The organism is Actinokineospora fastidiosa (assembly GCF_014648415.1).
GTDB lineage: Bacteria > Actinomycetota > Actinomycetes > Mycobacteriales > Pseudonocardiaceae > Actinokineospora > Actinokineospora fastidiosa.
Genome location: NZ_BMRB01000004.1, coordinates 287,488 through 307,049 on the forward strand (window position 1 = coordinate 287,488; position 19,562 = coordinate 307,049).

General features: G+C 72.0%; 19 protein-coding genes. 12 read left to right on the forward strand and 7 right to left on the reverse strand.

The window, feature by feature from the left end; translation table 11 throughout:
• Positions 1–51 precede the first annotated feature (51 nt).
• The 6 genes from IEY98_RS23440 to IEY98_RS23465 are packed head-to-tail and all read left to right on the forward strand — an operon-like array spanning position 52 to position 6,626.
• Positions 52–996: an aromatase/cyclase gene (locus tag IEY98_RS23440; RefSeq protein ID WP_229787275.1), complete on the forward strand. Its 945-nt coding sequence runs from the start codon at positions 52–54 to the stop codon at positions 994–996.
• A 28-nt stretch (positions 997–1,024) separates the two neighbouring features.
• Positions 1,025–2,287 carry a beta-ketoacyl-[acyl-carrier-protein] synthase family protein gene (locus tag IEY98_RS23445; protein ID WP_189212772.1) on the forward strand — a complete coding sequence of 421 codons (1,263 nt, stop codon included), beginning with the start codon at positions 1,025–1,027 and terminating at the stop codon, positions 2,285–2,287.
• Positions 2,284–3,504: a ketosynthase chain-length factor gene (locus tag IEY98_RS23450; protein ID WP_189212773.1), complete on the forward strand. Its 1,221-nt coding sequence runs from the start codon at positions 2,284–2,286 to the stop codon at positions 3,502–3,504. Before IEY98_RS23445 ends, IEY98_RS23450 begins: the two co-directional genes overlap by 4 nt.
• On the forward strand, positions 3,501–3,758 hold the full coding sequence (locus IEY98_RS23455) for an acyl carrier protein (protein ID WP_189212774.1): 258 nt from the start codon (positions 3,501–3,503) through the stop codon (positions 3,756–3,758). The genes IEY98_RS23450 and IEY98_RS23455 overlap by 4 nt, the downstream gene beginning before the upstream one ends.
• Positions 3,758–5,575, forward strand: coding sequence for an asparagine synthase (glutamine-hydrolyzing) (gene asnB / locus IEY98_RS23460; RefSeq protein ID WP_189212775.1), 1,818 nt, complete (start codon positions 3,758–3,760; stop codon positions 5,573–5,575). The genes IEY98_RS23455 and asnB overlap by 1 nt, the downstream gene beginning before the upstream one ends.
• A 16-nt stretch (positions 5,576–5,591) precedes the next feature.
• Positions 5,592–6,626 (forward strand): methyltransferase, encoded by a 1,035-nt coding sequence (locus IEY98_RS23465; protein WP_189212776.1) that lies wholly within the window; start codon positions 5,592–5,594, stop codon positions 6,624–6,626.
• A 286-nt stretch (positions 6,627–6,912) separates the two neighbouring features.
• Here the strand turns inward: IEY98_RS23465 and IEY98_RS23470 are convergent, their stop codons facing one another.
• On the reverse strand, positions 6,913–7,713 hold the full coding sequence (locus tag IEY98_RS23470; RefSeq protein ID WP_189212777.1) for an ABC transporter permease: 801 nt from the start codon (positions 7,711–7,713) through the stop codon (positions 6,913–6,915).
• Complete coding sequence (locus tag IEY98_RS23475) at positions 7,710–8,657, reverse strand: ATP-binding cassette domain-containing protein (RefSeq protein ID WP_189212778.1); 948 nt, start codon at positions 8,655–8,657, stop codon at positions 7,710–7,712. The genes IEY98_RS23470 and IEY98_RS23475 overlap by 4 nt, the downstream gene beginning before the upstream one ends.
• A gap of 99 nt (positions 8,658–8,756) precedes the next feature.
• On the opposite strand from IEY98_RS23475, the gene IEY98_RS23480 reads away from it, so the two are divergent.
• From IEY98_RS23480 to IEY98_RS23495, 4 genes are read left to right on the forward strand one after another with little or no spacing between them, the layout of a single operon-like run.
• The gene (locus tag IEY98_RS23480; RefSeq protein WP_229787278.1) at positions 8,757–9,425 is read left to right on the forward strand and encodes a cyclase family protein; all 669 of its coding nucleotides are present in this window, start codon (positions 8,757–8,759) and stop codon (positions 9,423–9,425) included.
• Positions 9,422–10,138 (forward strand): cyclase family protein, encoded by a 717-nt coding sequence (locus IEY98_RS23485; RefSeq protein WP_189212779.1) that lies wholly within the window; start codon positions 9,422–9,424, stop codon positions 10,136–10,138. The genes IEY98_RS23480 and IEY98_RS23485 overlap by 4 nt, the downstream gene beginning before the upstream one ends.
• Positions 10,135–11,283: a cytochrome P450 family protein gene (locus tag IEY98_RS23490; RefSeq protein WP_189212780.1), complete on the forward strand. Its 1,149-nt coding sequence runs from the start codon at positions 10,135–10,137 to the stop codon at positions 11,281–11,283. The genes IEY98_RS23485 and IEY98_RS23490 overlap by 4 nt, the downstream gene beginning before the upstream one ends.
• Positions 11,280–11,924, forward strand: a complete 645-nt coding sequence (locus tag IEY98_RS23495) for a class I SAM-dependent methyltransferase (protein WP_229787280.1) — start codon at positions 11,280–11,282, stop codon at positions 11,922–11,924. The genes IEY98_RS23490 and IEY98_RS23495 overlap by 4 nt, the downstream gene beginning before the upstream one ends.
• A 61-nt stretch (positions 11,925–11,985) precedes the next feature.
• Here IEY98_RS23495 and IEY98_RS23500 read toward each other — a convergent pair whose 3' ends face one another.
• Complete coding sequence (locus IEY98_RS23500; RefSeq protein WP_229787282.1) at positions 11,986–13,965, reverse strand: KedN5 family methylcobalamin-dependent radical SAM C-methyltransferase; 1,980 nt, start codon at positions 13,963–13,965, stop codon at positions 11,986–11,988.
• A 238-nt stretch (positions 13,966–14,203) separates the two neighbouring features.
• Here IEY98_RS23500 and dapC point away from each other — a divergent pair, with 238 nt between their 5' ends.
• Positions 14,204–15,322 carry a succinyldiaminopimelate transaminase gene (dapC, locus tag IEY98_RS23505; RefSeq protein ID WP_373292433.1) on the forward strand — a complete coding sequence of 373 codons (1,119 nt, stop codon included), beginning with the start codon at positions 14,204–14,206 and terminating at the stop codon, positions 15,320–15,322.
• Positions 15,323–15,384: 62 nt separating this feature from the next.
• Positions 15,385–15,618 (forward strand): hypothetical protein, encoded by a 234-nt coding sequence (locus tag IEY98_RS23510; RefSeq protein ID WP_189212781.1) that lies wholly within the window; start codon positions 15,385–15,387, stop codon positions 15,616–15,618.
• 51 nt (positions 15,619–15,669) lie between these two features.
• Here IEY98_RS23510 and IEY98_RS32830 read toward each other — a convergent pair whose 3' ends face one another.
• From IEY98_RS32830 to IEY98_RS23530, 4 genes are all read right to left on the reverse strand, one after another.
• Complete coding sequence (locus IEY98_RS32830) at positions 15,670–15,999, reverse strand: DUF3140 domain-containing protein (RefSeq protein ID WP_268244603.1); 330 nt, start codon at positions 15,997–15,999, stop codon at positions 15,670–15,672.
• A 101-nt stretch (positions 16,000–16,100) separates the two neighbouring features.
• Positions 16,101–17,153: an alpha/beta hydrolase gene (locus IEY98_RS23520; RefSeq protein WP_189212783.1), complete on the reverse strand. Its 1,053-nt coding sequence runs from the start codon at positions 17,151–17,153 to the stop codon at positions 16,101–16,103.
• The gene (locus IEY98_RS23525) at positions 17,150–18,259 is read right to left on the reverse strand and encodes a serine hydrolase domain-containing protein (protein WP_229787284.1); all 1,110 of its coding nucleotides are present in this window, start codon (positions 18,257–18,259) and stop codon (positions 17,150–17,152) included. The genes IEY98_RS23520 and IEY98_RS23525 overlap by 4 nt, the downstream gene beginning before the upstream one ends.
• Positions 18,256–19,044, reverse strand: coding sequence for a WXG100 family type VII secretion target (locus IEY98_RS23530; RefSeq protein ID WP_189212784.1), 789 nt, complete (start codon positions 19,042–19,044; stop codon positions 18,256–18,258). Before IEY98_RS23530 ends, IEY98_RS23525 begins: the two co-directional genes overlap by 4 nt.
• Positions 19,045–19,562: the final 518 nt, after the last annotated feature.

Sequence of the window (19,562 nt, forward strand, 5' to 3'; positions counted from 1 at the left end):
CGAGCAGGCTGGGGCGTACCTGTATCCCAAGCCCCCGAACGAGGAGCCCAGGTGCTGACGAACAAGAAGCACGTCACCGAGTCCAGTGTGGTCGTCGCCGCGCCGCTGGAGACCACGCGCGCGGTGGCCATGGACTTCGCGAAGTGGCCGCGGTTCCACGGCCCCGCGGTGTACGCCGAGAGCGTCCCGTCCGACGGCGACGGCGAGCTGATCCGGTTCTGGTCGCTGACCGGCGAGGACTCCGTGCGCACGTGGACGGCCCGGCGCTTCCAGACCGACACCGGCACCGAGTTCCGCCACGAGCCCGCCGCCCCGCCGTTCGAGTCCGTCGGCGGCGGCTTCGACTTCGAGCCCCGCCCGGACGGGACCACGCACGTGCGGATGCGCCACGAGTTCTCGCTGCTGAGCGAGGACGACGACGTCGCGGCCGAGCGGCTGGCCTCGATGCGGCGCGGCGGCGCGGCCTACCTGGAGTCCCTGCGGTACGCCGCGGAGAACCTCGAGGACCTGCACCGGCGCACGATCGCCTTCGACGACTCCGTCTTCATCGCGGGCGACATAGCCGACATCTACGCCTACCTCTACGAGGCCGACAAGTGGCCGGAGCGGATCCCGCACGTGGCGCGGCTGGAGATGACCCAGCCCAGCCCGGAGGTCCAGTTCTTCGACATGGACACCGTCTCCCCCGACGGCTCGCGGCACACGACCCGGTCGGTGCGGATCTGCCTGGAGCCCCGGCTGATCGTCTACAAGCAGACCCAGCCGCCGAGGACCCTGGACGCGCACAGCGGGCACTGGCGCTTCGAGCAGACGCCCGAGGGCGTCATCGCGACCGCGCGGCACGTGGCCACGATCAAGGAATCGATGCTCCACCTGTTCGGCGAGGGCACCACGATGGAGCAGGCCCGCAAGCACCTCCGCCGGGTGCTGAGCGCGAACAGCACGAGCAACCTCCGATTGGCCAAGGAGTACGCCGAGAAGCGCGCGGGCTACTAGACGGCGGGCACACGGGCGAGGTGGCGACATGGACAGGCAGGCCGTGGTGACCGGGTTGGGCGTCGTGGCGCCGGGCGGGATCGGCGCCAAGCAGTTCTGGGAGCTGCTCACCGCCGGACGCACGGCGACCCGGACGATCTCGCTGTTCGACGCCACCGGGTTCCGCTCCAGGGTGGCCGCCGAGTGCGACTTCGACGCGCGCGTCGCCGGGCTGTCCCACCGACAGATCCGGATGTGGGACCGCACCACCCAGTTCGCCGTCGTCGCCGCGCGGGAGGCGCTGGCCGACAGCGGTGTCGCCGACGGCATCGTCCCCGAGCGGACCGGCGTGGCGATCGGGACCGCGTGCGGCATGACGCAGAGCCTCGACCACGAGTACGCCGTCGCCAGCGACGAGGGGCGGGCCTGGCTGGTCGACGACCGCCACGGCTCGCCCTACCTCTACGACTACTTCCTGCCGTCGTCCATGGCCGTCGAGGTCGCCTGGCTGGTCGGGGCGGAGGGGCCGGTGGCGATCGTGCCGACCGGCTGCACCTCCGGCATCGACGCCCTGGTGCACGCGGCCGAGCTGATCAGGGACGGCGTGGTCGACGTGGTGGTGGCGGGCGCGTCGGACGCGCCGATCTCGCCGATCACCGCGGCCTGCTTCGACGCCATCAAGGCGACCACCCCGCGCAACGACGAGCCGGAGACGGCCTCGCGCCCCTTCGACCGCACCCGCAACGGGTTCGCCCTCGCCGAGGGCGCGGCGGTGCTGGTGCTGGAGGAGGGGGAGCGGGCGCGGCGCCGGGGCGCGCACGTGTACGCCGAGCTGGCGGGCGCAGCGGGCCGCTGCAACGCCCACAGCATGACCGGCCTCCGCCCGGACGGCGCCGAGCTGGCCGAGGCGATCACCGCGGCGCTCGCCGCCGCCCGGCTCAATCCGTCCGATGTGGACTACATCAGCGGGCACGGGTCGTCCACGAAGCAGAACGACCTGCACGAGACCGCCGCGTACAAGGCCAGCCTCGGCGAGCACGCCCGCCGCACGCCGATCAGCTCGATCAAGTCGATGGTCGGGCACTCCCTCGGCGCGATCGGCGCGCTGGAGGCCGTCGCGTGCACCCTGGCCATCGAGCACTCGGTCGTGCCGCCCACGGCCAACCTGGTCGAGCCCGACCCCGAGTGCGATCTGGACTACGTGCCGGTGACCGCGCGCGAGCACCGCGTGGACGTCGCGCTCAACGTCGGCAGCGGGTTCGGCGGGTTCCAGAGCGCGATGGTGCTCACCGCGCCGGGACGGGCCCGGTGACCACCGCGCCGGTGGTCACCGGGCTGGGCGTGGTCGCGCCGAACGGCCTCGGCGTCGAGCGGTACTGGGCGGCGACGCTGGCCGGGCGCGCGGGCATCGGCCCGGTCACCCGCTTCGACGCCTCCGGCTACCGGGCCCGGGTCGCGGGCGAGGTCGAGATCGACGCCGCCGCGCTGCTGCCGGGCAGGCTGCTGCCGCAGACCGACCGGATGACCCGGCTGGCGCTGGTCGCGGCCGAGGAGGCGCTGACCGACGCCGGGCTGGACCCCTCGACCATGGACCGCTACGGCTGCGGCGTGCTGACCGCGGCGTCCGGCGGCGGCTTCGAGTTCGGCCAGCGCGAGCTGGAGGCGCTGTGGGGCAAGGACAGCACCCACGTCAGCGCCTACCAGTCCTTCGCCTGGTTCTACCCGGTCAACTCCGGGCAGATCTCCATCCGCCACGGCCTGCGCGGCCCGGGCGGGGCGGTCGTCACCGAGCAGGCGGGCGGGCTCGACGCGATCGCGATGGCCCGCCGCGACATCCGCTGCGGCACGCGGGCCATGGTCAGCGGCGGGGTGGACGGCTCGCTGTGCCCGTGGAGCTGGCTGTGCCAGACCCGCTCCGGGCGGCTGAGCCCGGACGTCGACGCCGACCGCGCGTACCTGCCCTTCGACGCCGACGCGTCCGGCTATGTGCCGGGGGAGGGCGGGGCGCTGCTGGTCATCGAGGACCCCGCGACCGCGGGTGAGCGCCGCTACGGCGAGATCGCGGGCTACGCGGCCACCTTCGACCCGCGCCCCGGCTCCGGCCGCCCGCCCGCGCTGCGCCGCGCCGTGGAGCTGGCGCTGGGCGACGCCGGGATGGACCCGGCCGAGGTGGACGTCGTCTTCGCCGACGCCAGCGGCGTCCCGGACCTGGACGCCCAGGAGGCGGCGGTGCTGGTGGAGCTGTTCGGGCCGCGCGCCGTCCCGGTGACCGCGCCCAAGACGATGACCGGCAGGCTGCTCGGCGGCGGCGCCGCGCTCGACGTGGCCACCGCCCTGCTGGCGCTGCGCGACGGTGTCATCCCGCCCACCGTCCACATCGGCCGACCGAGGTTCGCCGACGTGCTCGACCTGGTCCGCGACGAGCCGCGCCCTGCCCGCATGGACAGCGCGCTGGTGCTCGCCCGCGGCCACGGCGGGTTCAACTCCGCGCTGCTCGTGCGGCGCGGTCGAGGAAGGGACAGCACATGACCGAGATGACCTTGGCGGACCTGACGCGGCTGCTGCGCGAGTGCGCGGGCGTCGACGAGGCCGTCGACCTCGACGGCGACATCATCGACGTGCCGTTCGACGAGCTGGGCTACGACTCGCTGGCGTTGTTCAACACCGTGAGCCGCATCGAGCGCGACCACTCCGTGCGGCTGCCCGACGACCTGGTGGCCGAGGTGACCACGCCGCGCTGGCTGCTCGGCGTGGTCAACGAGCACCTCGGCCAACCCGCCTGATGTGCGGCATCGCCGGGTGGGTCGACTTCGGCCGCGACCTGTCGGCCGAGCGGGGGACCGTCCGGGCCATGACGGAGACGATGGCCTGCCGCGGGCCCGACGACTCGGGCCTGTGGATCGACGGCCCGGTGGCGCTGGGGCACCGCAGGCTCGCCGTCATCGACCCGGAGGGCGGGCGGCAGCCCATGGTCGACGCGGGGGTGGCGATCACCTTCTGCGGCGAGGTCTACAACTTCCGCGAGCTGCGGGCCCGGCTCATCGGGCACGGGCACCGCTTCACCACGCGCAGCGACACCGAGGTGGTGCTGCGGGCGTACCGGCAGTGGGGCGCGGCGATGGCCGCCCGGCTCAACGGGATGTACGCCATGGGGATCTGGGACGCGGGCAGGCGTGAACTGCTGCTCCTGCGCGACCGGATGGGCGTCAAGCCGCTCTACTACTACCCGCTGCCCGACGGCGTCCTGTTCGGCTCGGAGCCGAAGGCGATCCTGGCCAACCCGCGCGCGCGTCGGCGCCTGGACGCCGATGGGCTGTACGAGATCCTGGACATGGTCAAGACCCCGGAGCGGACGGTGTTCACCGGGATGGCCGAGGTGCGGCCGGGCCAGCTCGTCCGGGTCGGCAGGGCGGGGATCAGCAAGGACCGCTATTGGCGACTGACCGCGCGCGAGCACCACGACGACCTGCCGACCACGATCAGCACCGTCCGGGAGATCCTGGCGGACACCGTCGACCGGCAGCTGGTCGCCGACGTGCCGGTGTGCACGCTGCTCTCCGGCGGCCTGGACTCCTCGTCGGTGACCGCGCTGGCCGCCAGGGCGCTCGCCGGTCCGGTGCGCTCGTTCTCCGTGGACTTCGCGGGCGAGCGGTTCGAGGCCGACGCCGTACGCGGCGAGTCCGACGCGCCGTTCGTCCGGGACGTGGTCGACCACGTGGGGGCCGACCACACCGAGGTGCTGCTCGACAGCGACGGCCTGACCGACGAGCGCGTGCGCGCCGCGGTGCTGCGCGCCGCGGACATCCCGCCCGCCTACTGGGGCGACATGTGGCCGTCGCTGTACCTGCTGTTCCGCGCGGTCCGGGAACGGTCGACGGTGGCGCTGTCCGGGGAGGCGGCCGACGAGCTGTTCGGCGGATACCGCTGGTTCCGCAACCCCGCGGCCATCGCCGCGGCCACGTTCCCGTGGCTCACCTCCGGGTCGGCCCGGTACTTCGGGGGCGCGTCGCTGCTGGACCCGGGGCTGGTGGCCGGTCTGGACATCCCGGGCAGGCGGGCGGAGGCGTACCGGGCGGCCCTCGCCGAGGCGCCCGTGCTGCCGGGGGAGAGCGCCGACGAGCGGCGGATGCGGGAGATCACCTATCTCAACCTCACGCGGTTCCTGCAGACGCTGCTGGACCGCAAGGACCGGATGAGCATGGCGACCGGCCTGGAGGTGCGCGTCCCGTTCTGCGACCACCGGCTGGTGGAGTACGTGTTCAACGTGCCGTGGCGGATGAAGTCCTTCGACGGCAGGGAGAAGAGCCTGCTCCGCGCCGCCGTCGCCGACCTGCTGCCGCTGTCGGTGCGGGAGCGGCGGAAGACGCCGTACCCGGCCACCCAGTCCCCGGCCTACGAGCGCGCCCTGTGCGACGAGCTGGGGAAGCTGGTCGTGAACGGGGACGCCCCGGTGCTGCCGCTGCTGGACATGGCCAAGGCGCAGCAGGTGATCGACCGGCCGACGCGCGCCGTCAGCCTGCCGTACGACCGCGGCGGCCTGGAGCTGGCGCTGTGGCTCAACCGCTGGCTGGAGTCCTACCAGGTGACCATCGACCTCTGAGGAAAGGGAACGTTCGATGTCGGATCGGAACCCGGTGGCGCGCGCCCGCGCCATCATGGCCATCAACAACGGCTACTTCCGGTCGAAGGTGCTGCAGAGCGCCGTCGACCTCGGGGTGTTCGACCTGCTGGCGGCCGGGCCCGCCACCGCTGAGGAGATCAGGGACCGGCTGGACCTGCGCCACCGGCTGCTGCGGGAGTACCTGGACGCGATGGTCGACATGGGCCTGCTGGAGCGCGAGGGGGTGCTGTACCGCAACAGCGCCGACGCCGCGGAGTTCCTGGTGTCGACATCGCCGACGTACCTGGGCGGCACGGCGAGCCAGCACGCCCGCCTGCACTACCACGCGTGGGGCAGGCTGGCGGACTCCCTGCGCGACGGCCACGCCAAGTCCGACGTCCGGCCGGAGGGCGGCACGCAGGCGTTCGTCGAGTTCTACGAGGACGCGGAACGGGCCCGCAGGCTGATGCAGCACGTGGACGCCCACAACACGTTCATGGCCGACGAACTGGTCCGCCACTTCGACTGGAGCGGCCACCGGACGTTCACCGACATCGGCGGCGCCCGAGGCAACCTGGCGGCGCGCATCGTCATGGCGAACCCGCACCTGCGCGCGAACGTGGTGGACCTGCCCGCCCTGGAACCCCTTTTCGACGAGCTTATGGCCACCCTGGGCGTCGCCGACAAGGTCACCTTCCACGGCGGCGACTTCTTCGCCCGCCCCCTCCCGGTGACCGATGTCGTCGTCATCGGCCACGTCCTCCCCGACTGGCCGGAGGCCGAACGCACCGACATCGTCAAACGCTGCTACGACGCGGTTCGTCCGGGCGGCACCCTGATCGTCTACGACGCCCTGGTCGACGAGAACCTCAACGACCACGACACCCTCCTCCGCCGCCTCAACAGCACCATGATCCGAGACGACCACCAACCCTTCAGCGTCGAGGAGTGCCACGAACTACTCAAGGAACACGGCTTCCAACCCGAGCGCTGCTTCGTCTCCGACACGATTGCCCACGACCATGTCTTGATCGCCCACAAGCCCGAATAGAAGAAGCAACCGGACCACAACGAACCGCAACACGCCTCACCCGACTGTCCGATGGGGTGGATCCGCATTCGTGGGGAGCGAAGCGGTGCTACCCTCGCTCGGGCGTGGACGGCTCCGCCGCTCCGCCCTTTGTTCACGCCCGCGCCGCTTCGCTTAGGGGCCCCGCGAATGCGGATTCACCCCATCGGACACCAAGAAAGCAAATCGCGAACAAGCCAATCGTGCAGGCATGTTCGCGTTTGGTGGGTGGTCCAGCTGCGCTCGGCTCGTCAGCGTCGCCGACCCGTCAACGCCGCCCAGCCCGTTGGTACATCCACACCGCAATCGGCGCGATCACCACGATCATCACCACCGACGACAGCACCGAAACCTCCACCGGGTGCCGCAGCGGCAGCGCCGCTCCCTCCCCGGGCACGCCCGGGTTCCCCCACAACGTCCGGCAGGCCGCGCTCACGGCGCTCACCGGGTTCCAGTCGGCGATCACGCGCAGCCAGGGGGCCATCCCGTCCGTGGGGACGAACGTGTTCGCCACCATCGTCATCGGGAAGATGAACGGCACCATGTGGTCGGCCGCCTCCTCGCTGCGGAAGGCCAGGCCGAGGAGGACGCCCGCCCACGCCACCGCGTAGCGGAACAGGAACAGCAGGCCGAACCCGGCCGCCGTCGCCGCCAGTCCGTTGTGCGGGCGCCAGCCCACCACCAGCGCGCACGCCGTCACGCCCGCGAAGTTCACCAGCCCGGACACCAGCGAGTACGCCGTGTGCCCCACCGGCACCGCCGAGCGGGCCATGGGCATGGAGCGGAAGCGGTCCATGACCCCGCGCCCGACGTCCCGGGCGACGACGGTCGCCGTGGTGGCGATGCCGGACATCGCGACCATGGCGAACAGGCCGGGCATCAGGAATTCGCGGTAGTCGCCGCCGCCCGGCACCGAGATGGCGCTGCCGAACACGTAGCCGAACATGAGCACCAGCACCGCGGGCAGCAGCAGCTCGCTGGCCAGCTCGCCCGGGTGGCGCAGGAGTTTGCCGATCTCCCGCCGCACCAGGACGCCGCCGTCGCTGACGGTCCAGCGGATCGTGGTCATCGGGTCGCTCCGGCCAGGTCCTCGGTCATCTCCAGGAACACCTCGTCGAGGGTCGGCTTGCGCAGGGCCAGGTTCTCGACCCGAACACCCGCGTCGTCCAGTTCGCGCACGACCGCCGCGAGACCGCCGGGGCCGAGCTGCGCGCTCAGCGACCGCTCCTCGACGTCGACCACGGGCTCCATCCCGGTGGCCGCCCGCATCGCGGTCCGCGCCGCGGGAAGCGCGTCGAGGCTCGCCACCACCACGTCCACGTGTTCCGCGCCGACGCGGGCCTTCAGCTCGTCCGGCGTGCCCGTGGCCACGACGCGGCCCGCGTCGACGACGGCGATGGAGTCGGCGAGGCGGTCGGCCTCGTCCAGGTACTGGGTGGTGAGCACGACCGCCGTCCCGCCCGCCACCAGGTCGCGCACCGCCGCCCACACCTCCGAGCGGCCGCGCGGGTCCAGCCCGGTCGTGGGCTCGTCGAGGAACAGCACCGCGGGCGCGATGAGCAGCCCCGCGGCCAGGTCCAGCCGCCTGCGCATGCCGCCGGAGTACGTGCCCACCTCGCGGTCGGCAGCGTCGGCGAGGTCGAAGCGCTCCAGCAGGTCGTCGGCCCGGCGCCGGGCCTCGCGCGGCGAGAGGTGGTAGAGCCTGCCGAACATCCGCAGGTTCGCCCGGCCGGACATCGCCTCGTCCAGCGCCGCCGCCTGCCCCACCAACCCGAACCGGTACCGCGCCCGGGCGGCGTCGCGGACGACGTCGACGCCGTCGACGAACGCCGTGCCGGAGTCGGGCACCAGCAGGGTCGTGAGCACCCGCACCGCGGTCGTCTTGCCCGCGCCGTTGGGCCCGAGCAGGCCGCAGACGGTCCCCGCGGGCACGGCAAGGTCGAGTCCGCGCAGCGCCGGAGTGCTCCCGAACGATTTGGTGAGCCCTTCGGCGAACACGGCGAGATCTCTCATCATCACGGTCCACCGTTGCTCGAGGACGGTTCGAATCCCGCGGCCGAGACTATCCGGGTGCGGTTCCCGTGCGACACCCGAGAGCGAAGGGAAACCCAGTTGAGTGACAGCAGGCGACTACTCGACCTGAGCCACCCCATCGAACACGACATGATGACCAATCCCTGGATGCAGAAGCCGACCATCAGCGCGTTCCTGACCCGCGAGCAGTCGGCCGCATTCACCACCGACGGCGTCACCTTCCAGATGGAGGTGATCAGCCTGCCGGGCAGCACGGGGACCTATTTGGACTCCCCGTTCCAGTTCCACGTCGACGGCCCCGACGTCAGCGCGGTCCCGCTGGAGCGGCTGTTCGACGTCCCGATCGTCGTCGTGCGCGTGCCGGACACGATCTCCATCGGACGCGAGCCGTTCGTCGCGGCCGGTGAGCTGACCGGCGCCGCGGTGCTGGTGGAGACCGGCCACTCGCGGCACTGGGGCACCGGCGCGTTCTTCCAGAGCTCGCCGTACCTCACCCGCGACGCCGTCGAGTACCTGATCGAGGCGAACCCGGCCGTGGTGGGGATCGACTCGCAGAACATCGACAACGGCGCCGACAAGACGAAACCGGCCCAGCACAACCTGCTCGGCGCCGGGATCCTGATCCTGGAGTGCATGGCGAACCTGGCCGACGTGCCCGACCGCGGCGCCCGGCTGCGCGTGCTGCCGACGCCGATCCGCGAGGCGGGCAGCTTCCCGGTCCGACCGGTGGCGGTGGTGGGCGCATGAGCGCGCTGGCGAGCGAGCCGTCGACCCGGTGCGCGCTGGTCGACCTCAGCCACGACGTGTGGCAGGACATGCTGATCCACCACTGGATGCCGAAGCCGGTCATCCACGACTACATCAGCCGCGAGCAGTCCGCCAAGTTCCTCGAGGGCGGGGTCAGCTTCCAGCAGGTGCACGTCACCATCGCGGGCAGCACGGGGACGATCCTGCAGGTGCCGTTCCAGTTCCACGCCGACGGCCCGGACCTGGCGACCATGCCGCTGGAGAAGCTGGTCGACGTGCCGGTCGTGGTGATCGACGCGGTCGGCATGCCCGAGATCGGCCCCGAGGTCTTCGACGGCCAGGACGACCTCGCGGGCAAGGCGGTGCTGTTCCGCACCGGCCAGGACCGGCTGTGGCAGACCGAGGAGTACTACGAGAACACCTGCTACCTCGCCGGGGCGACGATCAAGCACCTGGCGAAGGCGGGGCCCGCGCTGATCGGCGTCGACTCCAAGAACACCGACTGCGGGACCGACCAGGGCAAGCCCGCCCAGCACGAGCTGCTCGGCGCGGGCATGGGCGTGCTGACGTCGCTGACCAGGCTGGACCAGCTGCCCAAGCGCGGCGCGCTGCTGACCGTGCTGCCCCCGCGCGTGGTGGGCATGAGCAGCTTCCCGGTCCGCGTCGTCGCCGTGGTGCCCGAGGGCGCCGACACCGAGGGGGCGGGCCGATGACCACCACGGCGCTCAAGCCCGCCCCGTTCAACCCGGTCTTCCAGGTCGACCCCTACCCGTCGCTGGCCGCGATCCGCGAGCAGGGCCCCGTCGGCCGCGCCGAGCACCCGGTGTTCGACGAGGTCTGGCTCGTCGTCTCCTACGACATCGTGCGCCAGGTACACAGCGACCCGCGGTGGGTGAAGCCGCCGGAGGACCCGCCCGACGACCGGGTGACCTTCGACTCCGCGCCGCCGGACCACACGCGGCTGCGCAAGCTGGTGCAGAAGGCGTTCACCGCGCGGCGCATCGAGCTGTTCCGCGCCGAGACCCAGCGCATCACCGACGAGATCCTCGACGGGCTCCCGGCGGACGAGCCGGTCGACCTGATCCCGGTGCTCGCCGACGCGATGCCCATCGAGGTCATCCGGCGCATGGCGGGCCTGCCCGAGGAGTTCGCAGCCGAGCTGACCGCGCTGATGGAGGCGTTCCTCGGCGAGGAGGACGCCACCGCCCGCCAGGACGTGTTCGTCCGCGCCGACGAGTACGTGGCCGAGGTGCTGCGCTGCAAGCGGGGCGCGCTTGGCGAGGACCTGATCAGCGACCTGATCGCCGCCCGCGACGGCGAGGACCGGCTCACCGAGGACGAGCTGGGCACCGTGGTGCTGACGCTGCTGGTCAACGGCGCGGCCACCAGCACCAACGTGATCGGCACCGGCCTGCACAGCCTGCTGGCCAACCCCGACCAGCACGCCCTGCTGCTCGCCCGCCCCGACCTGCTGGCGGGTGCGGTGGAGGAGATGCTGCGCTACGAGAACCCCGTCGGCGGCATCGGCTGGGTGTCGGACGAGGACGTCGAGCTGGCGGGCACGGTCATCCCGGCGGGCGAGGTGCTGGCCACCTCGCTGCAGGCGGCCAACCGCGACCCGGCGGTGTTCGCCGACCCGGACCGCTTCGACATCACCCGCCGCCCGAACCCGCACCTGACCTTCTCCCACGGCATCCACCGGTGCCTGGGGGCCGAACTGGCCAGGATGGAGCTGCAGGTCGCGATGGGAACGCTCATGCGCAGGTTCCCGGGCATGCGGGAGGCCGAGCCGCCGACCTGGCGGGTCAGCCACGCCGTGCGCGGGCTCACCCGGCTCCCGATCGTGCTGGCCCCGTGAGCGACCGCACCCGCGCCGCGGCCGGGTACACCAGGAACGTGCTCGCCTGGTACGACCTGTTCGTGCTCGGCGCCGTGTGCCCGCTCGTGTGGCGGTGCCACCGGCGCGAGATGCTGGCCGTCTACGACCGCAACGTCGGCGCCCGCCACCTCGACCTGGGGCCGGGCACCGGCTACTTCCTCGGCCGCTGCCGGTTCCCGGCGAACCCGAGGCTGGTGCTGGTGGACAACAGCGACACGGTGCTGCGCACCGCGTCGCGGCGGGCCGCCCGGCACCGGCCCGTCACCCGCCGCAGGGACGTGCTCGACCCGCTCGACCTCGGCGACGAGGTGTTCGACTCGGTGGGCATGAACTTCCTGCTGCACTGCCTGCCCGGCGGCATGGCGGGCAAGGCGGCGGTGTTCGACCGCGTCCTGCCCTACCTCGCGCCGGGGGCGCGGATCTTCGGCAGCACCGTGCTCGCCCACGGCGTCGACCACGGCCCGCTGGCCCCGCGCGCCCTGGCCTCGCTCAACGGGGACGGGACGATGGACAACCTCGACGACTCGCTCGACGGGCTCGACGCGGAGCTGTCCGCGCGGTTCACCCGCTACGAGCTGACCGTCCGAGGGTCGGTGTGCCTGTTCGAGATCGAGACCTGACGGGAACGGCGCGGACGGGGGCGGCGGGATCCCGCCGCCCCCGTCCGCCGACCCGACCGGGTCACCCGCACCCACCCTGCGGCGCGGCGACCGGGACCATGTCGGCCTCGGCGCGCACCGCCGCGTTCGCCATGACCTCCTCGGTGGTCATGCCCATGTAGTGGATGATCACCTCGTGGTTGGTCGACGTCACCGCGTTCTCCGACCCCGTGCGGTAGTAGAGGTCCACGATCGTCGGGTTGGACGACAGGTCCGGCCTGCGGTCGGCGCGCAGGTCGGCGAGGAGGGCGGGGATGTCGTAGGCCAGCGGCACGCCCGAGCGCACGTAGTACTCACCGCCGCGCACGGAGACCACCGGCAGATCGATCCCGGACCCGTCGCTGTCCATGCCCGGGTGGATGGGGTGGATCAGCAGGTCGAAGCGGAAGATCTCGTCCAGCACCGGGGCCACGTCCCTGGGCAGGGTGGGGTGGATGCTCTCCGCCCACCACCGCCGCAGCAGCTGGCGGGCGCGCGGGTCGGTGAAGAACAGCGCGACGCCGCCGCCGAGGTCGCCGGTGCCGCCGATCGCGCTGGCCATGTCCTCGCGCAGCATCTCGGCCACCGGGTCGTCGCTCTCCTCGATGTAGCCGCCGATGTCCTGCAGCACCCGGGACTGGCTGAACCCGGCCAGCTCGCGCAGGCCGACCCAGATGTGGCGGAAGACGCACATCTCGGCGAGCACCCTGGCCCAGTAGAGGAAGCGCTGCATGCGCTGGTTCTCCTGGAAGGTCACGGTGTTCGTGGCGAGCATGTACTCGAAGTCGTCGGTGTCGCCGCGCACCGAGATGATCCCGTACTCCGCCTTCTTCTCCGAGTAGTCGGTGTTCGGCAGCATCAGCATCGGGTAGCAGGCGATGCGCGATACCCGTTTCGTCAGCCGGTCATAGCCCTCCATGAAGGACTCGACGGTCTCGCCGGGCGCGCCCCAGATCAGCTCGGCGTAGCAGTCCATGCCCTCCTTGCTCAGCCACTCGGTCAGCTCCTCCCACTCGTTGACCTTCATGTTCCTGCGGTTCATGAAGCTGAGGGTGGCGTCGTCGAGGGTCTGCAGGGCCAGGGTGAACGAGCTGTGCATGCCCGCCTGCTTCATCTTGCGCACGATCTCGTAGAACGTCTTCGACTTGTTCTTCGCCCACGACGTCTCGATGGCCCTGGGGTAGCCGTAGGTCTCGCGCAGCTCGATCACGTCGTCGATGAACGCGATGTCCGCGGGCAGCAGGCCGAAGTTCGCGTCACACAGCACGATCGTGTGCACGCGCAGCTTCGCGAAGAGCTCCAGCTCGGCGCGCAGCCGCTCGCGGGAGAACGCGCGCACCTTCTGGCCGGTCGCCCCGCCCCAGTAGCAGAACGCGCACTTGTAGGGGCAACCGCGGTTGGTCTCCATGATGGCCACGTCGTAGCGGAACTGCCCGGCGTCGTCGGTCAGCTCCAGCGCCCCGGTGAGGAACGGCGACGGGATCTCGTCGAGGTTCTCGATGCGCGGGCGCGGCGCGGTCGTGGCGGGCGCGCCCCGGGCGTCCCGGTAGGTCAGGCCGGGGATGTGCGCGAGGTCGGTGCGCGGCACGCCGTCGAGGTAGGCGCGGAGGATGTCCGGGAACACCGGCTCGCCCTCGCCGTCGACGATGACGTCCACATCGGGGAACATCCGGAACACGCGCTCGCCCTGGTGCGCGACGTGCGTGCCGCCGAACACCACCCACCCCTTCGGGTTGAGCTGCTTGAAGGTCTCGGCCAGCGCGCCGAACGCGCGGTAGTTCCAGCCGAGCACCGAGAACGCCATGATGTCCGGGACGCCGCCGGAGAACTGCCGGTTGGCCATCTCGGACAGGGCGAGCCCGCCCCGGTAGTTGTGGATCTGGATGTCCATCGACCGCCGGATGCGCTCGTCGGCGAGCGCGGCGGCCTTCATGTAGCCCTGGGCGAGCGGCATGGACTCCAGTGGGGTGTTCCAGATGCCCTGCTGCACCAGGTGTACGACTGTCTGCTTGCTGTTCGGCACTTTCGCCCTCCATCGGTCCGGGCACCGGGAACCCCGCCGCGGCAAGGCCTACCGGTCGGCGCTTCCCGAGCGGGGCGCCGCTGTCCCGCTTCGCCCCGACGCTAGGGCCGCGCTTTCGAGACGGTCTCAAGGCGGCGTCGTGTCCGCCCGGGCCGCGACGGCTGCTCGACCGGGCCTCGAGACCCGGTCCCTAGCGTCTGCGGTCGCGCACCCTAGTTGGCGGGAAAGGACCGTGGCCGTGATCAGGGACCTACCCGAATTCCCGTGGCACCGGCTCGCGGCGCCCCGGCGGCTGGCCGAGCGGCACCCGGGCGGGATCGTCGACCTGGCGATGGGGACACCCGTCGACGACACGCCCGACGTGGTGCGCGAGGCGCTGGCCTGCGCGGCGAACGCGCCGGGTCACCCGCCGGTCGAGGCGACCCCCCGGCTGCGGGAGGCGGCCGCGGACTGGCTGCGCCGCCGCTTCGGCGTGGCCGCCGACCCCGACGCCGTGCTGCCCACCCTGGGCACCAAGGAGTTCATCGCCTGGCTGCCCGCGATGCTGGGCGCCGGGCCGGGCGACGTGGTCGGCGTCCCGCGCCTGGGGTTCCCCACGTTCCGGGTCGGCGCGCTGCTCGCGGGCGCGACGCCGGTCCCGTTCGCCGATCCGCGCGAACTGGCCGGGGCGCGAATGGTCTGGCTGAACTCGCCGTCCAATCCGGACGGTGTGGTGCTGTCCGCCGCCGTGCTGCGCGCCATCGTGGACTGGGCGCGCGCACACGGTGTGCTCGTGGTGAACGACGAGTGCTACGCGGACTTCGGGTGGGACGGCGATCCCGTCTCCATCCTGCACCCGAGCGTGTGCGGCGACAGCCACGATGGCGTGCTCGCGGTGCGCTCGCTGTCGAAGCGGTCGAACATGACCGGGTACCGCGCTGGCCTGGTGACGGGCGACCGTCGGGTGGTGGCGGAGTTGACGGCCGTCCGTCGCCAGGCCGGGATGGCGGTGCCCGCGCCGGTCGCCGCGGCGATGGCCGCCGCGCTCGGCGACGAGACGCACGTCGTCGCCCAGCGCGTGCGCTACGCCCGTCGCGCGACCGTGCTGCGGTCCGCACTGACGGAGGCGGGTTTCCGGATCGACGGCTCCACGGCGGGGCTGTTCCTCTGGGCCACGCGCGACGAGCCGTGCATGCGGACCGTCGAGCACCTGGCGGCGCTCGGCATCCTGGTCTCGCCCGGCGACATGTACGGCGCGCCCGGGGCCCGTCACGTCCGGGTCGCGCTGACCGCGACGGACGCCCGCGTCGGCGCGGCGGCCGCGCGCCTGGCCGCCCGCTCGGAAAGCGTGCCCGTCCTGGCCGCCGTCGAGCGGTGATCCCCCCACGACCCCCGAGTGGGAACTTCCCCCGGGAATCAACGGAGAAAGGGACGAACACAATGCGAAAGATCCTCGGCGCCGCCGCCTTCGCGGTGGCGGCGGCCTTCTGCTCGGCAGTGCCTGCCGCGGCGGACGACGGCAGTTTCCACGCCCTCTACTACCTCGACCAGGACCACGGCTGGGAGTCGTTCGCGTACTTCCACGGCGAGGACGACTGCAAGGCGGTCGGCGAGGTCGGCCAGGAGTACGAGTGGTGGAACAACTACTACTGCCAGGAGCACCCGGTGGAGTGATCGCCTGAGCGGCCCGGGCGGGGCGCACCACCCGCCCGGGCCGTCCGGGGGCTAGACGGGCTTGAGCGGGTCGTGCCCGATGGACATCAGGCGGTGGCGCCAGGCGTCCTGGCCCGCGGTCGGCTCGAGGTCGTCGCGGCGCTCGCGGTGGACGCGCTCGACCACCTTGCGCATCACGCGCTCGTCCTCGCCGGTCAGGTCGACCCGGCGCTTGGCCAGCACGTGCAGGACCTCCTGGCCCGTGGGGGTGCCTGCCTGGTCGGGGAGGGGCTCGGTGTCCTGGGTCGCCGACGCGGTGCGCAGCCAGTCGGACAGTTCGCGCGAGGTCATGTTCACCACGCGGTGGAACTCGGTCCACAGGTCGTCCTGGGGTGCGGTCACGATGTCCTCCTCTCGCGGCGGTTCCCCGCCGGGTACCCGGCGCGGGCGCGGCCGATGCACGCGGCGAGGGGCGCGCCCGCTGCGGGCGCGCCCCTGCTGCGTCAGGCCTGCTGGAGGCCGGTCATGATGAATCGGACGAAATGGTCCATATCGGCCTGCAGACAGGGTGCCTGGTTGTGCTTGCCGGTGCATCCGGGCGCCCATCCGGCGCCGTCCCCGTAGTCGATGAACTGGTGGGGGATGCCCGCGGCGGTCAGGTAGTCGCTGGTCACCCGCGCGGTCTGGTGGGCGCGGTTCTCCACGGCCGCCTGGATCGGGTCGACCGTGAGGTCGCCGCCGTTGCCGGAGTACAGCGCGATGCCCATTCCGCGCAGGGGAGCGACGTGCTGGGCCGGGCTCTGCGCGTTCCACACCCCGTCCAGCGGCCAGATCGGCGGGCCGAAGATGGCGTCGACGGGCACCGTCGGCGTGCCGTAGGAGGCCAGCAGCGTGGTGCCCACGACGGCGGCGCGCATCTCCTGGCTCAGCAGGTCGAGCCCGCCGGAGAAGCTGCCGACGTGGCTGAACAGGTCCGGCCGGTGCTCGGCGTAGTGGAAGGCGCCGAAGCCGCCCATCGAGTGGCCCGAGAGCGCGCGGCCCGCCCTGGTCGGGACGGTCGCCAGGTTGGCGTCGATGAACGGGACCAGCTGGTCGAGGTGGAAGGTCTCCCAGTTCTGCCTGCCCAGCGCGCCGGGGCTCACCCAGTTCGTGTACCAGCCGCGGCCGCCGCCGTTGGGCGTGACCGTGATCAGCGGGACGTCCTCGGTGGCGCGCTCCACGATGTCCTTGGCGCGGCTGGAGTTCGGGTAGTCGCCGCCGCCGTGCAGCGTGTAGTGGACCGGGTAGCGCGTCACGCCGTCGTAGCCCTCGGGCAGGGTGACCATGACGACGTGCTCGCCGGAGACCTGGCCGGGCAGCACGGTGTACTCCGGCACCTCGGCCGTGCGCACGGTGAAGGTGAACGTGCGGCGGTTGTCGTCCGCCCATTCGGGCTGGCTGACCACGGTGATGCCGAAGCCGTCGGCCAGGGTCGGCGGGGCGGTGTCGGCCTGCGCGGGGGCCGCCAGACCCGCCGTCAGCGCGAAGCAGCCCAGGACGCTCGCGACGCGCCTCATGCCGCGCTCCCCTCGCACAGCGCCGCGTCGATGACGTCGAAGCGGGTGGGCGCGGTGGCGTTGCCGACCATGGTGTTGGTGACGAGCGAGGCGAAGCGGCCGTCGTCGGTCACCATGGTGAGAGAGGTGTGGCCGGTCGTGAGGTCGCCCGCGTGGCCCCACGCCTGGCCGCCGCAGGAGAGGGTGAGGCGCATGAGGCCGAGGCCGTAGGTCACGGTCTCCGAGCCCGGGAACGGCACGGTCTCCCGCATCTCGGCCAGGGTCGCGGGGGAGACCAGGTCGCCCTCGGCGAGCGCCGACTGGAACTCGGCGAGGTCGGTCTGGGTGGAGGTGATCGCGCCCGCGGGGCCGACGGCGGTCATCTCCATGTTGCCGGTGGTGTCGTACCAGAAGAAGAACGGGCCCAGACGGCCTCCGGTGTACCCCGGGATGAAGGGGGACGGCAGGGTCCGGACGGTGGGCGCAGGGAAGGCGGTGGCGGTCAGGCCGAGCGGGGTGGTGATCCGCTCGGCGATGGCGGCGGCGAAGGTCTGGCCGGTGACGCGCTCGACCAGCATGGCGGCGACGTAGTAGCCGACGTTGGAGTAGCCCCATCCGGTCCCGGGCGCGAACTGCGGCGGGTTGGCCAGTCCGGCGCGGACCAGCTCGGCGAGGGAGTAGCTGCCGTCGGCGTTGGCGCGCGGGTTGGTCGCGTCGCGGGCGATGCCGCTGGTGTGCTGCAGGAGCTGGCGCACGGTGATGGCGTTGCCGTCGTAGTGTCCGGTGACGACGCCGGGCAGGTACCGCTCGATCGGCGCGTCCAGCTCGACGCGGCCCTCGTCGACCAGCTGGGCCACGACGGTCGCGATGAACGTCTTGGTCTGGCTGGCGGCCCGGAAGTGGTCCGTGGGCGCGATCGGCCTGGTCGTCGAGATCGTCGCCGACCCGCTGCTCACCTGCCACGCGCCCGTGTCGTCACCGGCGTAGACCGCCGCGCCCGGACCGGCGTGCGAGCGGTACTGGTCGAGCACGGCCTGGACGCCTGCGTGGGTGTCCTCGGCCTGCGCCTGCGCGGGCACGACCAGCGCGGCGACGGCGGCGACCGCCGTGATCATGACTCTCTTCACTGTTCCCCCTTGGTGCTCTGGCTGCTGATCTGCGACAGGACCTGCTTGACGAGGTCCATGACGGCGAGGGCGCCGTCGATGAGCTTGAGCAGGTTCTCCCCGCTCGACAGCAACGCCGCCAACTTCCCGGCGATGCGCTGCCCGTAGTCCACGGCGATCTGCACGCACTGCGGGATCGCCGCGACGATGCTCTGCCCGAACGTCACCGGCGCGGCGGCCACCGCCTGGCTCATGATGGGCGCCATCCGCCCGACGGCCTCGACCACCAGCCCGCTGACGATGCCCACCACCTGCGCGACGACCTCGGCGGCCCCGGAGATGGCGCTCGCGACCGTGCCGCTGCCCTCCCCGAGCGCCCCCACCCCGTCGGCGAACCGCGCCCCCGCCTCCCGGTATCCGGAGGCGGCCTGGCCGGACCAGTCCTCGGTGTCCTGTGTGGTGGATTGACGGTAGGTGTCCGCGGCGGCTGTTATCTCGGTGCCCGCGCCCTCGAATCCCTGCGCGCCGGAGGAGAGGGAGTCGGGGTTGCCGCGCAGGTGGTGGAGGGGTTCTTCGAGGAAGGAGACGAAGGAGGTCAACCACCCGAGGCCCGCGCTGTCCAGGCCGGAGAGGGGGCTGGCCGACGATCTCAGCGCCTCCAAGGAGCCGTCACCGCTGATCTCCCCGTCGAGCCAGTCTTTGCCGCGCACGGAACCGGCGATGGAGGCCAGTTCGGTGAGGGCGGATTGGAGGGGGTGGTCGGCCGCAGCGGTTGACGTGTGGTTGGTGTAGGGCGACATTGCCATGGCGGGGTGGGTTGGTGCGCTGTGGTCTGTCGTGGTGCTCGAGAGTTGATGTGGTGCTGCGGAGGGTGGGTAGGGGCTCGGGGCATAGGTGCTTGGCGCGCCTGGGCCTAGCGCCTCGTGGGTTGGTGGCGCGGGAGTTGCGTGGGTGGTTGATGGACTGTGGCTGGGCGGGGTGTGGTGCGGTGGCATGGGGATTGAGTGGGGGCTTGGGGAATGGGTGCTGTGGTCGGGTGAGGGATGGTGTGGTGGTGTGACGGCCGTGCTTGGTGCGCCGTGGTTGGGCGGGGTGGGGTGTGGTGGCGTGGGGGTTGAGTAGGCGCTCGGGGAGTGGGTGCCTGGTGCGTTGTGGTCGGGTGAGGCGTCGTGTGGTGGCGTGGGAAGTGCCTGGGTGGTTGAGGAACTGTGGTGCGGTGCGAGGGATGAGTAGGGGCTCGGGGAGTGGGTGCTTGGTGTGTTGTGGTCGTGAGAGTGGTGTGGTGGTGTGAGGGCCGCTTGGGTGGTTGGTGCGCTGTGGTTGG